Consider the following 17768-nt stretch of genomic DNA (forward strand, 5'->3'; position numbering starts at 1 on the left):
GTTCTTGAAAAATCCTGTATTGTCCTATTGCACTTTGAAATAAAAACGTATGGTGCCAAACTGCACTTCCGGCGCATCCGGGCTTGCGTTGTACTTTATCTCACGGGCGGCTCTCCTGGCAATATCAATGAGCCTGGAATTATTCAGCGTTGAGCCACGAAGGCTGTGGGTTGCTTCGATCACATTGCCCTGCCGGTCTACTTTTATATTAATGGCGATGTAGCCGGTCTCGTTCCCGTCGTAGGTAGGCTGCGGCCTGCTTACCAGTGATCTGCCGCGCAGGCGGAAGTCGCTGCGGCCGCCTCCCAGTCCACCACCCGTATAACCGCTGGCGTTAGGGTCGCCGTTGATCTGCCCGCGGTCGCCAGGCCGGCCGGTATTGCCTTCCCCGGTGGAGTTGTTGGAGCCGCTGGCGTTGTTGCCGCTATTGGCGTTATTGGCGGTGCCTCCGCTGTATACCGCTTTGGGCTTGGGTGCGGGCGGTACCGGCGCGGGCGGGTTCTCTGATTTTTTCTTGGTGGTTTTAGTGGGCCTGGCGTCCAGGTTCTTCGGCATTTCCTTTGGCCTTTCCACCGGTTTTTCCGGTTTGTTGATCTCGGGGGCCGCTTCATCGTCCTGGGTAGCAATATCCTGTGTTGCCGCATCGTCTTTTGAAGGCGCCGGCTCGTTTTGCGGGGTGGATGCATTTGGCGCTGCGCTGCTGGGCGGGTTAGGATTGAGCGGCTGTTCATCGCCCATTCCTTCATCGGAGGTGCCCAGGTTCACTTCCATGCCCAGGTCCTGGTCCGGCAGGGGCGGAGGGGCAGAAAAACCGGCAAACACCAGTGCTGCTAACAGCAACGCGTGCACGCCAATGGTCACCCCCAGCGCTTTCATGTTTTTCTGATTGTCCTTTTCCTGCATATCTCCCAAAAATAATGTTTTTTCTTAATTACTTCAGCAGCTCCCAGGCAAACCGTAAGATGGTGGCGCATACCACCAACAGGAAAAACCTGCGTACCAGCGTGTTACCTTTCAATATAGCCAAACGCGCGCCAAAAAAAGAGCCGGCCAGGTTGCTGGCAGCCATCAGCAAGGTCACTGTCCATAAAATATGCCCATGCGAGGCAAAATAAATGATGGCGGCCATATTGGTAGCCAGGTTCACCACTTTGGCATGAGCGCTGGCGTGCAGGAAATCAAAGCCCATGAGGCTGATAAATGCCAGGATCAGGAAACTGCCGGTGCCTGGCCCGAAAAAGCCGTCATAAAAGCCGATCACCCCTCCAATAACGATGCCCCATAGCCAGGTATTGCCCGCAGGGAGCACCATTGCCTGCGCCTGCTGCCCAAAGTCCTTTTTTAAGTAGGTATATATGGCCACCCCGATCAGTAATACCAGCATCACCGGCTTCAGGAAACGGTTGGGCAGGTAGCTGACCAGGGATGCGCCCAGCATGGCGGCAAAAAAGGCGGTGACTGCCGTAACGCCCAGGAGCCCGCGGTGAAAGCGCACTTTCTGTGAGTACTGCCAGGCAGCCATGCTGGTGCCGGAAAAGGAAGGTATTTTGGTGGTGCCGAGCAGGGTAGCTACGGGATATTGCGGAAAGGTGAACAGGATGGCCGGTGTCTGGATAAGGCCGCCGCCTCCCACAATGGCGTCTATAAAACCGGCGCAAAGCGAAAAGCAGCAAAGGAGTAAAAGTTCTGTAGCGATCACGGCCGCAAAATTATTCGTTTTTACCTGCTTTTTACAACTTTCCGGTACATCCAGCCGTAACCGGCGGCAGTGAGCACACAGCCGGCCGCTACAATGTACCACCAACTGGTAAAGCCCAGCTTTTGCACGGTAAAGGCGCCCAGGGAGGGGGAAATGATCTGCGCTACGGAGTAGGCAATGGTATACAGGGCCGCGTACTGGCCCCGGTTGTGGTCCGCGCTGCGGCTGATCCAGAAGGCGGTCATAAAAGGCATGCTCAGCATTTCGCTGAGGGTGAACAGCAGGATGAAGATAATGGCTACAATGCCGGCGGCCGGCAGCAGGTTAAAGCTCAGGTAAGCCAGGCCATTGAGCAGGATGCCGCGCCAGATGTAGGCCAGGGGATCTTTCCTGCCTTCCAGCTTGTATACCAGCACCATTTCCAGCAGGGCTACCAGCAGGCCGTTGAGCGCCAGCGCCAGCCCGATGTAGAACTCCTGCAGGTGCAGCACCGTTTTAAAATACACGGATACCAGGGAAGTGAGCTGGAAGAAGCACATGGCATAGCAGCACACCAGCACAATAAAGGCCAGGTACAGGGTGTCCCGGTACACGGAAGGGCCTTTTACCCGCGGGACGTCCTTGTCGGCAGCAGCGCCGGGTTTTACCCTGGCCGGGGGCAGGAATATGCGCATGAGCAGGGCGGCGGCAATGCAGGTAAGCCCGTCTGCCCAGAAAAGAAAACGGTAGCTGACGGCGGCCAGGATACCGCCCAGCGCCGGTCCGATGGAGAAGCCCAGGTTTACGGCCAGCCGGTTGAGCGCGTAGGAGCGCACCCGGTTCTCCGGCTTGCTGTACCATACCACCGCGGCGCTGCTGGCCGGCCGGAAAGCTTCGCCTACCAGGCTGAGCACAAAGGTGCAGCTACAGATCTGCAGCAGGGTGCGCATATAGCCCAGCACAATGAACAGCAGCCCGTTGAGCAGCAGGCTCCAGAACTGTACAGGGTAAAAGCCGATACGGTCCGCCAGCCGCCCGCCGGCCAGCGCGCCCAGGATGGCCCCGATACCGAACATGGCCAGCACCAGGCCGGCCTCGGACAGGCTGAAATGCAGGTGCTGCGTGAGGTAAATGGTCAGGAAGGGCATGACCATATTGCCGCTGCGATTGATGAGCAATATCAGCGCCAGCCACCAGTTGGAACGGCTCAGACCGGAAAAGGCTTTTTTGTAAAGCGAGAGCAAAGTATGGCGGTTGTAAGCCTGACGAATATCGGTTTAATGGGCGAAATCGCTGGCATAGTCTCCTTTGATCCGTTCCATCGGCGGGTTGAAGTAGCCAAATTTCAGGTCGGGAAACTCTTCCCGGATCAGCTCCAGGAGCTGCTGCATGCCCAGGCACTCGCCGGTATCGGTAATGCCCAGCTTGCCCAGGTACCAGTCAGGATCAATATTGAAATTGCGCCATTGTATCATGCGGAGGCCGGTATCCTGTATGAGTTTGCGCAGCGCTTCATATTCAGACACGCTGTCGGTCATACCGGGGAACACGAAGTAATTGATGGAGGTCCAGCCCCCGAAATCCCGCACTATTTTCAGGCTTTCCACGATATCGTCAAAAGTATAGTTATTGGGACGGTAATAGGGCGTGTACCATCTTTCCTGTACGGAATTGGTGCTGACCCGTATGCTGTTGAGCCCTGCTTCGCAGAGCGCGCGCACCGCATCTGGCTTGCTGCCGTTGGTGTTGATGTTGATGCTGCCTTTAGGCGTGTGCCTGCGGATCTCCAGGATGGATTCACGGATGGTTTCCCACATCAGCAACGGTTCGCCCTCGCAGCCCTGGCCAAAGCTGACGATGGGGAAGGGCGCGGTTTCCAGGTGCGGCACGGTATATTCCACGATCTCTTCCGCGCTGGGCTTAAAGCGCAGCCGGTCCTGGGTGGATACAATGCTTTCCTCCTCCGGCTGGAAGGAGATGCAGCCCACGCAGTTGGCATTGCAGGCGGGTGAGGAGGGGATGGGGCATTCCCAGCGTCCCATGAAATAGTTGCGGGCGGCCGGGCAGTGATAGGTCAGCGCGCAATTGTCCGCCAGGTGCTTTACCAGGCGATTGTGCGGGTAGGCCTGCAGCAATTGCTGTACGCCCTGCTTCACCTTTTTGTCGTCAAAGCCGGCGCATTCCTGGCGGATGTCCTGCTCTATACGGGTGGCCGGCACATAGAATTTGCCATCCAGCCAGCCTACGGCCGTGTAGCAGAACAGCGGCAGGGTGGGGGCATCCGGCAGCGTTTCATAGGCCGCCAGGTAAAAACCGGTATGCGCGGGCGGAATAAAGGCGGCTACCGCCCATCCCTTTTCACACAGCGCCATATCGCCGGTAGCGGCATCTATGCCGATGCCGCGGCGCCCGGGCAGCTCGTACAACTGACCTCCTTCGGGCAGCGCTATCCATTCCTCTACGGGAATGGGCAGGGCGTCCCAGCCGCTGCGGCCGGTGACGTGCAGGGAGGTGTCTTCAAAAATATTTCCCTTTCCGTCGGAGTAAAGTATGTAAGGTGCGCGTTCCGGTTGCATGTTTTGTTCGTTAAATGGCGAGGCGGCTCCTGCAAAAGCCGTTGATCTCATCTTCCTTGATGCCGGGAATATCGTCCAGCACTTCCAGTTGCAGGATCTTATTGTTTTTAAAGTCGATCGTCAGCAGGTCGTTCCGCAAAACTACGTTATTGAGCTGGTTCCAGGCTACTGTCCGGCTGGAAAAGGTGGCCGGCAGCGTAATACCGGTAATGTCCATCAGCACATATACGGGCTTGAGAATATTATATTCCACCCAGCCGATATAGGCCATGCCCAGCCCCACCAGCAGTTGCAGGATCCCGATCAGTGGCTTCATGTGCGCCAGGAAATAAAGGCAGGCGCTGAAACATACAAATACCTGCACGATCCGCATCAGGCTGTTGGCGCCGGAAAAATTGCTGAAACGTCGCATAATGAAAGGAAACAGCAGGCTGGCCAGCCCCACCGCCAAAAAGTACAGGATCATGCCCCAGCCAGGTTGCCGGCTGTTGTATATGCCGATAGCGTTGAACAGGAACAGGAGCCCTGCCATGCCATGCATTACGGGTTGCAGCCGCAGGCGGGCGGCGGCATTCGGGCGCAGTATACGGATTCTGTATGCAGACATCTCGATAGAATTAATTATTGCTCACCAGCAGGTTGCACAGCTTAAACAGCACCCGGGCGCCTACATTGGCGTCCCATTCGTCGTGGGAGGTGCTTACTTCATTCAGGTCAAAGCCAATGAGCTGGCGGCCGGAGGCCAGCAGCCTCTTGAAAAGGTAAAACACTTGCTCCGCTTCAAAACCGCCCGGTACCGGGGTGCCGGTGTGGGGGCAGAGCTTCGGGTCCAGCCCGTCTATATCGAAGCTGATGTGCACCTGTTGCGGCAACTGTTCTACAATGCTGTCGCAAATGCTGCGCCATTGCTCGCCTTCGTATTGTCTTTCCTTGATATCCTTATCAAAAAAGGTGACAACGCGGCCGTTGCTTTCCTTTATATAATCCAGCTCTTCCTCGCAGTAATCGCGTATGCCCACCTGCACCAGCTTGCTGAGCCGGGGCACTTCCTGCAGGGCATTGTACATGATGGAGGCGTGGGAGTACTGGAAACCTTCATAGCTGTTGCGCAGGTCGCAGTGGGCGTCTATCTGCAGGATGCCGAAGTCGCCTTTCTTTTCTCCCAGGGCCTTAAAGAAGCCCAGGGGCGTGCTGTGGTCGCCGCCTACCAGGCCCACCAGCTTGCCGGTGTTCAGCAGCGCCAGGGACTGGTTGTACACCCATTCGTTCATTACCCTGGTGCCGGTGTTCACATCCACCAGCGTTTTTTTCAGGAACTGGTTCTCGCTGACATCGCCGCCTTCGGTAAGGAACTTGATGTACAGCTCGGCTTCCTTGCGCAGGTAGTCGCTGCGGAGCAGCAGGTGCTTGTCCGGCTCGCGCATGAAGAAGCCTTTTTTCCATCCGTCCTGCACATCGGGATCATACAGGTCTACCTGGAAAGAAGCTTTAAAGATGTGCTCGGGACCGCGGGCGGTACCGTTGGCATAAGATACGGTCACTTCCCAGGGCACGGGCAGCAACACCAGCTTTGCTTCCTCTTCCGTGAAAGGCAGTCCAAAAATGTTGTTGGATAAGATCCCTACCGAATTAGGGTCAAATTGTGATAGATCGGCCATGATGTGAGTTGTTCATTTTCATATTCCGGCGCAAAGATAGGTATAAAGCTGAAAGCTTAAAGCAGAAAGCTTAAAGCCCGTTGGCCACGGATAAACCCGCTCCAGTCAGCTTTTGGCTTTCTGCTTTAAGCTTTCAGCTTTCCAAAATGCCTTTTATATAAAAATTAAGGAAAGGAAAGGCCTTTTTGCGTTAATTTTGCGCAGGCGCGAAGGAAGCATGCCGAAATTTTAACAGCTATGAAGAAAACAAATATCGTTTTACTGGTGGTGATCGCGGTGGCCATAGGCGTCATCGTAACGGTGGCAGGGGATTTCAGCACCTATGAAACATTTGCAACTGCAAAGGAAAAGGAAGGAAAGGAATACCACATCATCGGGGTGTTGGATAAGGCCAAAGAACTGACCTATGACCCGGTAAAGGATGCCAACTATTTCTCCTTTTACATGAAGGACAAGACCGGCGAAACCCGGAAAGTGATCTTTTACGGCACCAAGCCCACCGATTTTGAGAAGGCCGAGCAACTGGTGCTGACCGGTAAAATTGAAGGGAATGAATTTCATTGTAACAAAATACTGATGAAGTGCCCGTCTAAATACAAGGACGACCAGGTGGCCATGAGCACCAAACAAATGTAGGCCGCCGCTATTCGCTTCATCTAATACAGCACAACATCTTGGAAACAAAATACATAGGGGAACATCTGCTACCCGGCCAGCTAGGTCATTTTTTTGCCGTATTGTCATTTATCGCCTCCCTGGTAGCTACTATCGCATATTATAACGCTGTACGGGCAAAGGAAGCGCCGCTGGAAGCTTCCTGGAAACGCCTGGCCCGCTGGGCCTTCATCATAGAGGTCGTGTCCGTATTTACGGTGTTTGGTATCTTATACTACATACTGTATAATCATTATTTTGAATATAAATATATCTGGCGCAATTCCTCGCGCACACTGGAAACCAAGTACCTGCTGTCCAGCTTCTGGGCCGACCAGGAGGGCAGCTTCCTGCTCTGGAGCATGTGGCATTGCGTACTGGGTGTTATCCTGATATTTACCTCGAAAAAATGGGAGGCCCCGGTAATGACGGTGGTGTCCTTTGCCCAACTCTGCCTGGCCAGCATGCTGCTGGGCATTTACATACTGGGCTACCGGGTAGGCAGCAATCCCTTCCTGCTGCTGCGGCAGGCGGAAGAAAATATCGGCCTGCCCTGGACCACCTCGCCGGACTACCTGAGCATGATACGGGACGGCAACGGGCTGAACCCCCTGTTGCAGAACTACTGGATGGTGATACACCCGCCGGTAACATTCCTGGGTTTTGCTTCCATGGTGGTGCCATTCGCCTTTGCTTTTGCCGGCCTGTGGACCCGGCAGTACAAGGAGTGGATCAAACCCGGGCTGCCCTGGGCGCTGTTTGCCGCCATGATATTGGGCATCGGCGTAATGATGGGCGCCGCCTGGGCCTATGAGGCCCTCACATTTGGCGGGTACTGGGCCTGGGACCCCGTGGAGAACGGCTCCCTGGTGCCCTGGCTCACGCTGATAGCGGGCATACATACCCTGCTGGCTTTCAAGCATACCGGGCAGGCGCTGAAGTCCACCTTTTTCTTCTTCTTAATTTCTTTTGTGCTGATCCTGTACGCCACCTTCCTGACCCGCAGCGGCGTGCTGGGCGATACCTCCGTGCACTCCTTTACGGACCTGGGCATGAGCGGGCAGTTGCTGGTATATATGGCGGTATTTACCATCCCGGGCTTTACGCTGCTGATCTTACGGCGGAAGGAAATACCGGATGTGAAAAAGGAGGAAAGCACTTACTCCCGCGAGTTCTGGCTGTTTGTAGGCGCGCTGGTGCTGTTGATAGCCGCCATACAGATCACTTTTACCACTTCCATACCGGTATGGAACAAGCTGTTTGGCCTGAACATGGCGCCGCCGCTGGAACCGGAGTTCCATTATAACAAGATACAGATATGGGTAGCCATCGTAGTGGGTCTGCTCACGGCTATTGTGCAATTCCTGAAATATAAGGACACGCCGCGCAAGCAGGTTACGCAAAAGCTGCTGTGGCCTACCGTAGCGGCGCTGATCATTACCGTGCTGATAGGCTGGCTGGGCCGGATCAACTTTGACACTTACGGCGCCGGCTTCCTGGTAGCTATCTATATCATGCTGTTTGCCAGCGTGTACGCCGTCATTGGCAACACGGCGTATATCTTCAGCGGCCTGAAAGGCAATATGAAGTCCGCCGGCGCTTCCGTGGCGCATATCGGCTTTGGCCTGATACTGCTGGGCGCGCTGATCTCTTCTTCCAAGAAGCAGGTGATCTCCATGGACCGCATGAATATGCTGGGGACCGGGTTTTTCGGCAAGGAAAGCAAGGAAAATCCCCGGGAGAACCTGATGCTGCCCCGCAATTTCCCGGTGCAGATGGGCGACTACCACGTGACCTATGCGGGCGACTCCACGGCTGCCGGCGACCCGAAGACCTATTACGTGGTACGGTACGAGAAAAAAGACCCGGCCAGCGGTGCGGTGCTGGAAAAGTTCACCCTGTACCCGGATGCGTTTGTCAATACCAAAGGGGAGGAGGGACTCACGCCTAATCCATCCTCCAAGCATTACCTGACCCGGGATATTTTTACCTATGTGACCGCCGTGCCCATCAAGGATAATGGCAGCGATACAGCGAAGTACAGCCAGCATGAAGTGCAGGAAGGCGATTCCATCTTCTTTTCCAACGGCTATATGATCTTTACCGGGCTGCAGCCGCAGCCGGAAAACGGCAATTACAAACCCGCTCCCGGCGACCTGGCAGTGGGCGCGCAGTTGCAGGTATATACCAAGAACGACGAGCAATACAAGCTGCAGCCGGTGTACTATATAAGGGACAGCACCTACCAGTACAGCGTGCCGGATACCTTGTTCCCCCAGTCACTGTACGTGCGGTTCAGCAAGATCATGCCGAAGGAGAACAAGATCGCGCTGGAAGTGAAGGAAGCCGGCGCCTTTAGCGACTACATTGTGCTGAAAGCCCTGGTATTCCCCTACATCAATGTATTATGGGGCGGGGTGCTGGTGATGATCGTGGGATTTGTGATGAGCATTTACCGGCGACTGAAGAGGAATTAATAATGAATAGTTAATAATTAATAATCGTTACATCAGTGTTTCATTGAAATGCCTGTGTTGCGGGTATTATTCATTATTCATTATTCATTATTAATTATTAATTGATTATTATGAATCGCAAATGGCTGCGTATACCCTTAGTGGTGATCGTGCTGCTAACGGGGGCCTACCTGCTGGGCCCTGCCCCATCCGTACCGGCTTATGACACGGTGTTGCCCCCGGTGCCGGCCGACCCTGCTGCACTCGAAAAATATGTGCAGGCCCGTGAAAGCCGTCACCGCCTGAAACCGGACAACGAGGCTCAAATTACCTGGCAGGACTCCCTGCACCGCAAAACACCTTACAGCATTGTTTACCTGCACGGGTTTTCCGCCAGCCGGAAGGAGGGGGAGCCGGTAGCCCCGGATTTCGCCCGCCGTTACGGATGCAACCTGTATATGTCCCGCCTGGACGGCCACGGTATTGATACTTCGGAGCCTTTGCTGGGCATGACGGCCGCCGGGCTGTGGCGGGATGCGAAGGAAGCCCTTGGCATCGGGCAGACCCTGGGCCATAAGGTGATCGTGATGGGCACCTCCACCGGCGGCACCCTGGCGCTGAAGCTGGCCGCCGAATTCCCGGACCAGGTATATGCCGTTATCAATCTTTCTCCCAACATTGCTATCAACGATCCCCTGGCATTCCTGGCGGATAATCCCTGGGGCCTGCAGATGGCCCGCTGGGTGAAAAAAGGCCTGTACAACCATACTTCCGGGGAAGGAGATCCTGTAATATCCCGGTACTGGTACACCCGCTACCGGCTGGAGGCGGTAGCCGAGCTGGAGAACCTGGTGGAAAGCACCATGACAAAAAATACCTTTAAAAAGATACGGCAGCCGGTGCTGAACCTGTACTACTACAAGGATGAGGCCCACCAGGACCCGACCGTAAAAGTGGCCGCCATCCTGGATATGGAAAAAGAGCTGAGCACCCCGGCAGGGCGCAAGGCCGCCGTGGCCATACCGGGCGCCGGCGCGCATGTGCTGGGCAGCTCCCTTACCTCGAAGGACATTCCCGCGGTGGAGCAGGCCATGCAGCATTTTGCGGAAGAAGTGCTGAACCTGAAGCCGTTGGAACCACAGCCCTAAGAGAATTTCTACCGCATACAAGGTATCCGGTAAATGTGTAACTTTAGTAAATAAAGTTTCGTTAAAACTTATATGTGCCGTCTTACTACTGTTGTTTTTTGTGCTAGCCTGGTCTTATGCAGCATCATCCTATGCCGGCAGGACGCAGTGGCCCAGTCAGCCGCCGGCGATGGCGGCAGGACGGTAAGGGCCGTGATCATTGGCACAGATACGCTTCCCTCCATTACCCTGCAGATATTTGAGGTAACGGAACGCCTGCCACGGCGGCTGCGCAAGGAACGGCAGCGCTACAACCGCCTGCGCAACGCGGTATATGTTACTTACCCCTACGCCAAATCCGCCGCCCGCATACTGAAGGATGTGAACGGGCAGTTGACAACCCTGCAGCATAAAAAGGAACGCAAAGCCTACCTCAATACCAAAGAAAAACAGTTAAAAGCCGAGTTCGGCAACAAGCTGGAGAATCTTTCCATGTACCAGGGCAAGGTGCTCATGAAGCTGATAGACCGCGAAACCGGCGAAAACTGCTATGAGATCATCAAGGAGCTGAAAGGCGGCTTTAATGCCCGCGTATACCAGACCGTGGCCTTTTTCTTCGGGGGCAACCTGAAAAGCGAGTATGACCTGCAGGAGGACCAGGATATAGAGGCCATTGTGCAGGAAATAGAGATGTACCGCTATTACCGGGCCTTTAATTAAGCTGCTTCCCTTACCGCCTGCCCATTTTAACATTCCTGTTCATTAATCCTGCCCGATTATTGCCTAAGTTTGAGCCGGAAAGATTAATATGTACCTACGGATGAAACCAAAACAACTCACCGCCCTGCTGCTCTTGCTGTTGCCGGGCATAGCCGCTATCGCGCAGGATACCGATGCAGTGCAGGTGTATGTAATAGACAGCGTGGAGGCTACGCCTTACGAGATCAACGGGCTGGGCCCGGACCAGATTGCCATGATCACCATTGCACGGGGCAGGAAAACAATAGAAAAATACGGGGAAAGGGCCGCCAACGGGGTTTTTTACATAGAAACAAAAGCGTTTGCCCGCCAGCGTTATAACCGGATGTTCAGTAACCTGTCGCCGGCTTATGCCGCCGCCCTGCAAAAATACGGTAGCGATAGCAGCTTCCGGTACATCGTGGGCGGCAGCCCGGTTACCAGCAACCAGGAATCGCAACTGGCGGCGCTGGAGAAAAAGGATATAACGGGCATCCGTATACTGGACGCCGTCGCTTTGAAAAAAGAGTACGAGGTGGAGGGGAAGCAGGTGGGGGTAGTGATAGATATGAAGTAGGAGGTAAGAAGTAAGAAGATTGAAGCGAATTCCCGCCTCCATCCTCTTACTTCTTACTTCTTACCTCCTACTTCTTACTTCCCACATCCTACTGTGCATATCCCGGGTTCTGCGGGCGCAGGCTCGGGTTGTTGTTCATTTCCAGCGTGGGCAGGGGCAACAGCAGGTGCTTGTCCTCCAGGGTAGGCCCATAGCTGAAGCTATGCCCTACAAACTCATCAAACCCGTTGGTGTCCTCGTTGTATGCTTTACGCAGGCGCACCATGTCAAACCAGGTTTTGCCTTCGTAGCACAGCTCGTGCCAGCGCTCACGCCATACGGCCTCGCGGAAAGCAGCCTGGGTAAAGGTAGCCGGGGTGGTGAGGTTCGCGCGGTCGCGTATCTCTTTCAGCGCGGCAATAGCGGCTGCAGAGGGCGCGCCATCTGCTTCATTCTGCGCTTCTGCAAAGATCAGCAGTACTTCCGCATAACGGATCAGGGGCCAGTTCAGGCCGCTTTGCGCGGTGCCGGGGACGCCCTGGGTACCATTTGCCCTCCTGTCAAAATGCTTGAAAATATACGGTGCGTTCAGGTTCTTCAGCGCGCCGCTGCCGCCTTCGTAATATGCAGTATAAAAATACTCCTGCTCTTCCGTGCGTTTGTCGCCGGTTTCATAAGACTCATAGAAAGACACTGTAGGCACGGTGCTGCCCACCTGGGTGCCATATGCAGAGATACCGCCAAAGTTAGGCAGCAGGATGTTCTGGTAGCCGGCACGTGCATCGGAAACGTCCGCAGAGTACTGTACGGAGAAGATCCGCTCCTGCTGGTTATCCAGGTCCGGGTTGTGCAGTGACTCATATTCCGCGAAAAGGCTGAAAGGGCCTTGCGTGATCACCTCGTTGGCCTTATCGGCAGCCAGCCGGTAATATTCCGCGCCTTTGTTGAGCGGTTGTCCCGCCATGGTCAGGTATACGCTGGCCAGCAGGGATTTTACCGCGCCCAGGGAGGCCCGGCCGCTTTCTTCGCTCCAGGGCAGGCCGGCCGCTTCCGCATCTTTCAGGTCCTGCACGATCTGGTTGTATACCTCTTCCTGGGATGTACGGCCCGGGTACAGGTCCGGCGAGGTGTAGCTTTCCACCGGTTCGGTCAGCAGGGGCACATCTCCCCATAAACGTACCAGCCAGAAATAGTGCAAGGCGCGCAGGAACTTGGCTTCGCCAATGTATCTGGCTTTTGCCGCCTCGTCCATCGGGTTGATGCCCGGTATTTTGGCGATGCCGAGGTTGGCATTGGCAATACCGCGGTACAGTGCTGCCCACCACTGGCGGATGTGCACGTTATCGGCATCATAGGCCAGGTTCAGCAGGTTGTTCAGGTCGGAGTTCTGACCGGTCTGCGAGGTAGAGGTGCCGGTAATGGCTTCCAGCAACTGGAAGTTCTGTGAAAAGATGCCGGCCCCGTCGGAAATAAAGCGCAGGTTGGCGTAAACAGCATTCACGGACGCTTCTGCATGCTCCGGCAACGTGAAGTAGCTGTCCGGCGAAAGGTTGGAAGGATCTTCCTCTTCCAGGTACTTGTTACAGCCTGCGCCGAGCAGCAGCGTACCGGAAAGCAATAACAGGCTGATATATTTGATCGATAATATTCGCATGATAATGGTGCTTTTTGTGAACAATGTGAATTACAAACCAACGTTCAATCCCAATGTAAACCGGGTAGGCTTGGGATAGTCAAAGAAGGTTTGGCCCTGTGCAAAAGCCTGGCCGTAGGTGGTCACCTCCGGATCGTTGCCACTGAACTTGGTCCACAGGAAGAAGTTCTGCACAGACCCGTATATCCTTAACTTGTTCAGGTACCATCTCTTGATAGCGTCTGTAGGGAAGGAATAGGCCAGCAGCAGGTTCCTGCCACGGAGGAAAGAACCGTCTTCCACCCAGCGGGTGTCCACGTTGGTCACATAACCGGCCCTAGTGTCGCGCAGGGCGGCGATGGGCGTGTTCTGGTTATCGGGCGTCCAGGCATTCAGTACGGTCTTGTAGCTGTTGGCAATGGCCACGCGGTCTTCGCCGGAGTGCTTGGTCATGTTCAGCACGTCTGCGCCGTAGGAATACTGCAGGTCTACGGTCAGCTCCCATTGCTTGAAGCGGAAGGTGTTGATGAAGGCGCCATATACATCCGGGTTGTTATCCCCGATCACCATACGGTCGGCATCATTGATCTGGTAGTCGCCGTTCACGTCCAGGTACTTGATATCGCCGGGCAGGATGGTCTGGCTGCTGCGGTAGCTGGCAAATTTGGCCGCTTCATCCGCTTCATGCGTGCCCCAGGTGCCCAGGCGTACCAGGCCCCAGAAGGAACCTACGGACTCGCCTACTTTCAGGATACCGGTAGGGTTGGTAAACCCGGGGTTGCCGCTGAAGAGGGGAGCGGGCGTAGCAAGTGACAGCACCTTGTTCTGGTTATGGGAGACTGTCAGGCTGGTGCTCCAGGTAAAGTTCTTCGTTTGTACGTTCACGGAGTTCACACCTACTTCAATACCCTTGTTCTCCATGCTGCCGATGTTGCGGATGATGGATACATAACCGCTGGAGTAAGGCAGGGGCGCTTCCAGCAGCATGTCGGTGGTTTTACGGTAGTAACCGTCCACTTCCAGCGAGATCCTGTTCTGCAGGAACCCTATTTCCAGGCCGATATCTGTCTGCTTGGTCTTTTCCCATTTCAGGTCCGGGTTAGCCAGCCTGCTGATGCCTACGCCTGCCGCCCGCGCATCGTTGAACACCGCGGTGTAGTTGCCCAGCAGTGCCAGGGATGCATAGGTATTGATCTCGGAGTTACCGGTCAAACCGTAGCTGGCGCGCAGTTTCAGATGGGAGATGGTGGGGTTGCCTTTCATGAAAGGTTCTTCGGATACTCTCCAGGCTACGGCTGCAGAGGGGAAGAACGCATATTTATTAGACTCGCCGAACTTGGAGTTGCCATCCACACGGCCGGTGAGTGTCAGCAGGTATTTATCCCGGTAGCCGTAGTTCAGCCTGCTGTAGTAGGAGTTGAAGGCAAACCTTGCACGGCGGGAGCTAGGCGTGGGGAAGTTAGTGGCGGAGCCAATGTTATTGAATTGGAAGAAGTCGGTCTGGAAACCTTCACCAATGGTCTGGAAACCTTTGATATTGGTCTCGTACCAGGAGGCGCCTATCATACCGGTGAAAGAGTGGTCCAGGCCAAACTTGCGGTTATAGGTCAGGTAGGTCTCGGAGGAGAAGAAACTTTCCCGGTTATTGTCCAGTACGGCGCGGCCTTTCTGATCGGCAGAGATCTGGTTCAGGCTGCGGCCGTTGTACTCGCTGCGTTCGCGTGTTACTACGGATGTACCCAGCACGGAGCGCAGGTCCAGCCCGGGAGCAATGTGAATGTCCGCATACACGTTGCCCAGCACGGTTTGGGTCAGCATTTCATAGAACCGGTTGTTCATGATGTTCACCGGGTTCTCGCCCCCTTCCATACCCTGGTACTGGTAGTTACCAGCCCAGGTGCCATCCGGGTATTTCACCGGCAGAATGGGCAGGGCCTCCGTGATCATACGCACGGAGTTCAGGCCGCCGGTGCCGATGTCCACCAGGTTTTCCTTCTGGTTGTTATAGCTGAGGTTACCGCCTACGGTCAGCCAGTCCTTGATATCCGTATCAAAGGTAAAGCGGGCGGAGTAGCGTTTCAGGTAAGAGTTCAGCAGCAGGCCGTTATCGTCCAGCAGGCCGAGGAACACCCCGTAGCTGCCTTTTTCGTTACCATTGGTGAAAGACACCTGGTGGTTCTGCGACAGCTTGTTCTGCGTAGCCTCTTTCAGCCAGTCTGTATTATAGAGCGGCTCGGGCGTGCCGTCTGCGCCCAGCCTGAACAGCTCGGGATTGCCGGCGGTATTGCCTACCAGGTAGTTCATTCTTTTGGCTACGGGATCGGAGTACTTACCGGCCGCCCAGCCAGCAGGATCGTAGATCTGGGAGTTTTTATACGCCTGCTCCTCTACAAACAGGAACTCGTTGGCGTCCAGCATTTCCACGCGGTTGGGACCAATGGTAGGCACGCTGAGGCTTACGTCGTAAGTTATTTTGCCGCCGTCCCTGGAGCCTTTCTTGGTGGTGATCAGCACCACGCCGTTAGCGCCCCTGGAACCGTATATCGCAGTGGCGGATGCATCTTTCAGCACTTCCACGGAACCGATATCGGCCGGGTTAATGAAGTCAATGGCATTGGAGAACTGTGTTTGCGTACCCACCGGCAGCATTACCCCGTCTATAATATAGAGCGGGTTGTTGGAGGTGTTGATGGAGCTGAAACCGCGTATGGTGATACGGGTTTGTCCACCGGGGCGGCCGGAGTTCTCAGTTACGTTCACACCGGGAATACGGCCGGCCAGCGCCTGGTTCACAGAAGGGACCACGCGTTCCTGGAGCTGGGCGGATTTAACGGATGCCACCGCTCCGGTCACGTCGGACCGCTTCTGGGTACCGTACCCGATCACCACCACATCCTGCAGGGATTTGATATCCGGGGCCAGCGCCACGTTAACGGTGGAACCTTCAATCGCCTGTTCCTGCGGAACATAGCCTACAAAGGAAAAATTAAGCGCAGTAGCGCCCTGCGGTACTTCCAGGGTATAAGTACCGTCCGGCTTGGTTTGTGTGCCGGTCGCTGTACCTTTCACCTGTACGGTTACGCCCGGTAAAGGACTGTTGTCCTTGGCGTCCGTTACCCGCCCGGATACTTGCCGGGTCTGGGAAAAGGCCTGTAAACACATAAGGATCCATAACGTGCTTAAAAGCCCACTTCGCATAAGAAAGGTTGATGTTTTCTTCATACGCTTTGGTTTTTGGTTTATTTAAGGATGTAGAATAATGAATCGATCCTGCCTGATGACAGTGCGGCCGGAGAGGAAAGAAAAAAAGCATGATCACCGTACTTTATACGGCAACAATATGAAATAATGGTCTTACTTGATATAAAGCAGTACCATAACGTGGTCCCTCCCCAGTAGCTAGCAAAATCGATTTAGCATTTGGTTTTAAAAAAAAGATCCTTGTCCGGATCCTTCCAGTACATTACATGTTTACGTTGCTTTGGTTTAAAAGATCATTGATTTGTTTTAGTTCGTCACGTGTTTCCGAGATGATGTGGAATCCTTCCGGTCATTTCAATAAAAACTTCTCCTGTAAAAATAGTACTCTTTTTTACAATCCAAAACGGGTGGGCAAAAAAAATAATAACCGGTATATCTCCGGCAGGGGGTGAAAACCTGTTACAGGGAGTGTCTCCGGATAAATTTGCCTTCCAGCACCACCTGCTGTTTCCCGGGCTTGCCTTTCACAACTCCCATTTGTTTCATTAATAAGGAAATAGCCGTTTTGGCAATGCTGGCGATAGGTTGCTGGAACGCGCTGATGCCGGGCGGGTACAGGCGGAACACATCGTGGTCGTCAAAGCAAACCACCGCCAGGTCGTCCGGTATCCGCAGGCCCAGGCGGTTGATAGTTTCCACGCCGGCCACCCCCAGGTAATTAGTGGCAAACAGGAGGGCTTCCAGGTTGCGCCGGCCTTTAATAAAGGCGCCGATGCGGCGGATTATAGCGGACTGCGATGCATCGTAGGGCACCGTCAGTACCTGCTGCTGCGCTGCCGGTATGCCATGCTGCGTGCAGGCGTCCCGGTAAGCCTGTTCCCGCTGCTGCAACTGCACCAGGTCCAGCCCGGCAGTCACGAAGCCGATATCCCGGTATCCTTTTGCCAGCAGGTGCTCCATGCAGGTGCGGATGCCTTTGTAGTTGTCTACCAGCACATAAGGGGTATCTACTGCTTCAAAATAGCTATCCATCAGCACCACCGGCTGCCCCAACTGCACCAGTTGCCGGATATCCTTTTCCATCCCGGGCGCGGGCGTAACCAGGTAACCGTCCACCTGCTGCTTGAGCATCATCTGTATCAGCTCTTTTCCTTTCTGCGGATTATTTTCCGTGCTGCAGTACAATACCTTGTAGCCGTAACTGTCTGCTTCCGCTTCTATGGTGCGGGCCAGGGAGGCAAAGAAGCTGCCGGAAATGCTCTCCACGATCAGTCCCAGCGTTTTGGACTGACCGGTGCGGAGGTTTACCGCTACGGGGTGCGGCTGATACCCGACCTCTCTGGCCACGCTTTCTATCCTGGCGGCCAGGGCGTCGCTGATGCGCCTTTGCCTGGCTTTCCCGTTCAGCACCAGGGAAACCGTGGAAGGCGCAACACCAGCTTTTTTAGCTACGTCTTTCAGGGATGTTCTCTTCATATGTCACGATGGGGT

At 54.8% G+C, this 17768-nt stretch carries 14 protein-coding genes; 5 read left to right on the top strand and 9 right to left on the bottom strand.

The genetic code is table 11. The features are described from left to right. Nucleotides 1-24: 24 nt before the first annotated feature. The 6 genes from LX66_RS16240 to LX66_RS16265 are packed head-to-tail and all read right to left on the bottom strand — an operon-like array spanning nucleotide 25 to nucleotide 5912. A complete protein-coding gene (locus LX66_RS16240) occupies nucleotides 25-912 on the bottom strand; it encodes a hypothetical protein (protein WP_145715309.1) in 888 nt (295 codons plus the stop codon). A 19-nt stretch (nucleotides 913-931) separates the two neighbouring features. Next, nucleotides 932-1699, bottom strand: coding sequence for a sulfite exporter TauE/SafE family protein (locus LX66_RS16245; RefSeq protein WP_244620421.1), 768 nt, complete (start codon nucleotides 1697-1699; stop codon nucleotides 932-934). Nucleotides 1700-1719: 20 nt separating this feature from the next. Continuing rightward, nucleotides 1720-2922 (bottom strand): MFS transporter, encoded by a 1203-nt coding sequence (locus LX66_RS16250; RefSeq protein WP_244620422.1) that lies wholly within the window; start codon nucleotides 2920-2922, stop codon nucleotides 1720-1722. A gap of 33 nt (nucleotides 2923-2955) precedes the next feature. After that, a complete protein-coding gene (locus LX66_RS16255) occupies nucleotides 2956-4254 on the bottom strand; it encodes a radical SAM protein (protein WP_145715311.1) in 1299 nt (432 codons plus the stop codon). Nucleotides 4255-4264: 10 nt separating this feature from the next. Continuing rightward, a complete protein-coding gene (locus tag LX66_RS16260) occupies nucleotides 4265-4861 on the bottom strand; it encodes a hypothetical protein (protein ID WP_145715313.1) in 597 nt (198 codons plus the stop codon). A gap of 10 nt (nucleotides 4862-4871) precedes the next feature. After that, the gene (locus tag LX66_RS16265) at nucleotides 4872-5912 is read right to left on the bottom strand and encodes an agmatinase family protein (RefSeq protein WP_145715315.1); all 1041 of its coding nucleotides are present in this window, start codon (nucleotides 5910-5912) and stop codon (nucleotides 4872-4874) included. A 237-nt stretch (nucleotides 5913-6149) separates the two neighbouring features. Here LX66_RS16265 and LX66_RS16270 point away from each other — a divergent pair, with 237 nt between their 5' ends. From LX66_RS16270 to LX66_RS16290, 5 genes are all read left to right on the top strand, one after another. Then, nucleotides 6150-6548: a cytochrome c maturation protein CcmE domain-containing protein gene (locus tag LX66_RS16270; RefSeq protein ID WP_145715318.1), complete on the top strand. Its 399-nt coding sequence runs from the start codon at nucleotides 6150-6152 to the stop codon at nucleotides 6546-6548. Between the two features lie 38 nt (nucleotides 6549-6586). Then, nucleotides 6587-9043, top strand: coding sequence for a cytochrome c biogenesis protein CcsA (ccsA, locus tag LX66_RS16275; RefSeq protein ID WP_145715319.1), 2457 nt, complete (start codon nucleotides 6587-6589; stop codon nucleotides 9041-9043). A 110-nt stretch (nucleotides 9044-9153) separates the two neighbouring features. Beyond that, a complete protein-coding gene (locus tag LX66_RS16280) occupies nucleotides 9154-10170 on the top strand; it encodes an alpha/beta hydrolase (RefSeq protein WP_145715321.1) in 1017 nt (338 codons plus the stop codon). Nucleotides 10171-10242: 72 nt separating this feature from the next. Further along, nucleotides 10243-10869: a DUF4294 domain-containing protein gene (locus LX66_RS16285; protein WP_145715323.1), complete on the top strand. Its 627-nt coding sequence runs from the start codon at nucleotides 10243-10245 to the stop codon at nucleotides 10867-10869. A 100-nt stretch (nucleotides 10870-10969) separates the two neighbouring features. Continuing rightward, nucleotides 10970-11464 carry a hypothetical protein gene (locus LX66_RS16290; protein ID WP_145715324.1) on the top strand — a complete coding sequence of 165 codons (495 nt, stop codon included), beginning with the start codon at nucleotides 10970-10972 and terminating at the stop codon, nucleotides 11462-11464. Nucleotides 11465-11552: 88 nt separating this feature from the next. Here LX66_RS16290 and LX66_RS16295 read toward each other — a convergent pair whose 3' ends face one another. From LX66_RS16295 to LX66_RS16305, 3 genes are all read right to left on the bottom strand, one after another. Then, a complete protein-coding gene (locus tag LX66_RS16295) occupies nucleotides 11553-13097 on the bottom strand; it encodes a RagB/SusD family nutrient uptake outer membrane protein (RefSeq protein WP_145715326.1) in 1545 nt (514 codons plus the stop codon). A 30-nt stretch (nucleotides 13098-13127) separates the two neighbouring features. Then, nucleotides 13128-16238, bottom strand: a complete 3111-nt coding sequence (locus LX66_RS16300; protein ID WP_244620423.1) for a SusC/RagA family TonB-linked outer membrane protein — start codon at nucleotides 16236-16238, stop codon at nucleotides 13128-13130. Nucleotides 16239-16736: 498 nt separating this feature from the next. After that, nucleotides 16737-17753, bottom strand: coding sequence for a substrate-binding domain-containing protein (locus LX66_RS16305; protein ID WP_145715331.1), 1017 nt, complete (start codon nucleotides 17751-17753; stop codon nucleotides 16737-16739). Between the last annotated feature and the right edge of the window lie 15 nt (nucleotides 17754-17768).

Source organism: Chitinophaga japonensis, assembly GCF_007830125.1.
Lineage (GTDB): Bacteria > Bacteroidota > Bacteroidia > Chitinophagales > Chitinophagaceae > Chitinophaga > Chitinophaga japonensis.

Bases quoted from the DNA above. Each gene is read 5' to 3' on its own strand.
- LX66_RS16255 (WP_145715311.1), bottom strand. From the start codon at position 4,254: ATGCAACCGGAACGCGCACCTTACATACTTTACTCCGACGGAAAGGGA.
- LX66_RS16260 (WP_145715313.1), bottom strand. From the start codon at position 4,861: ATGTCTGCATACAGAATCCGTATACTGCGCCCGAATGCCGCCGCCCGC.
- LX66_RS16265 (WP_145715315.1), bottom strand. From the start codon at position 5,912: ATGGCCGATCTATCACAATTTGACCCTAATTCGGTAGGGATCTTATCC.
- LX66_RS16270 (WP_145715318.1), top strand. From the start codon at position 6,150: ATGAAGAAAACAAATATCGTTTTACTGGTGGTGATCGCGGTGGCCATA.
- LX66_RS16280 (WP_145715321.1), top strand. From the start codon at position 9,154: ATGAATCGCAAATGGCTGCGTATACCCTTAGTGGTGATCGTGCTGCTA.
- LX66_RS16285 (WP_145715323.1), top strand. From the start codon at position 10,243: ATGTGCCGTCTTACTACTGTTGTTTTTTGTGCTAGCCTGGTCTTATGC.
- LX66_RS16290 (WP_145715324.1), top strand. From the start codon at position 10,970: ATGAAACCAAAACAACTCACCGCCCTGCTGCTCTTGCTGTTGCCGGGC.
- LX66_RS16295 (WP_145715326.1), bottom strand. From the start codon at position 13,097: ATGCGAATATTATCGATCAAATATATCAGCCTGTTATTGCTTTCCGGT.
- LX66_RS16300 (WP_244620423.1), bottom strand. From the start codon at position 16,238: ATGTGTTTACAGGCCTTTTCCCAGACCCGGCAAGTATCCGGGCGGGTA.
- LX66_RS16305 (WP_145715331.1), bottom strand. From the start codon at position 17,753: ATGAAGAGAACATCCCTGAAAGACGTAGCTAAAAAAGCTGGTGTTGCG.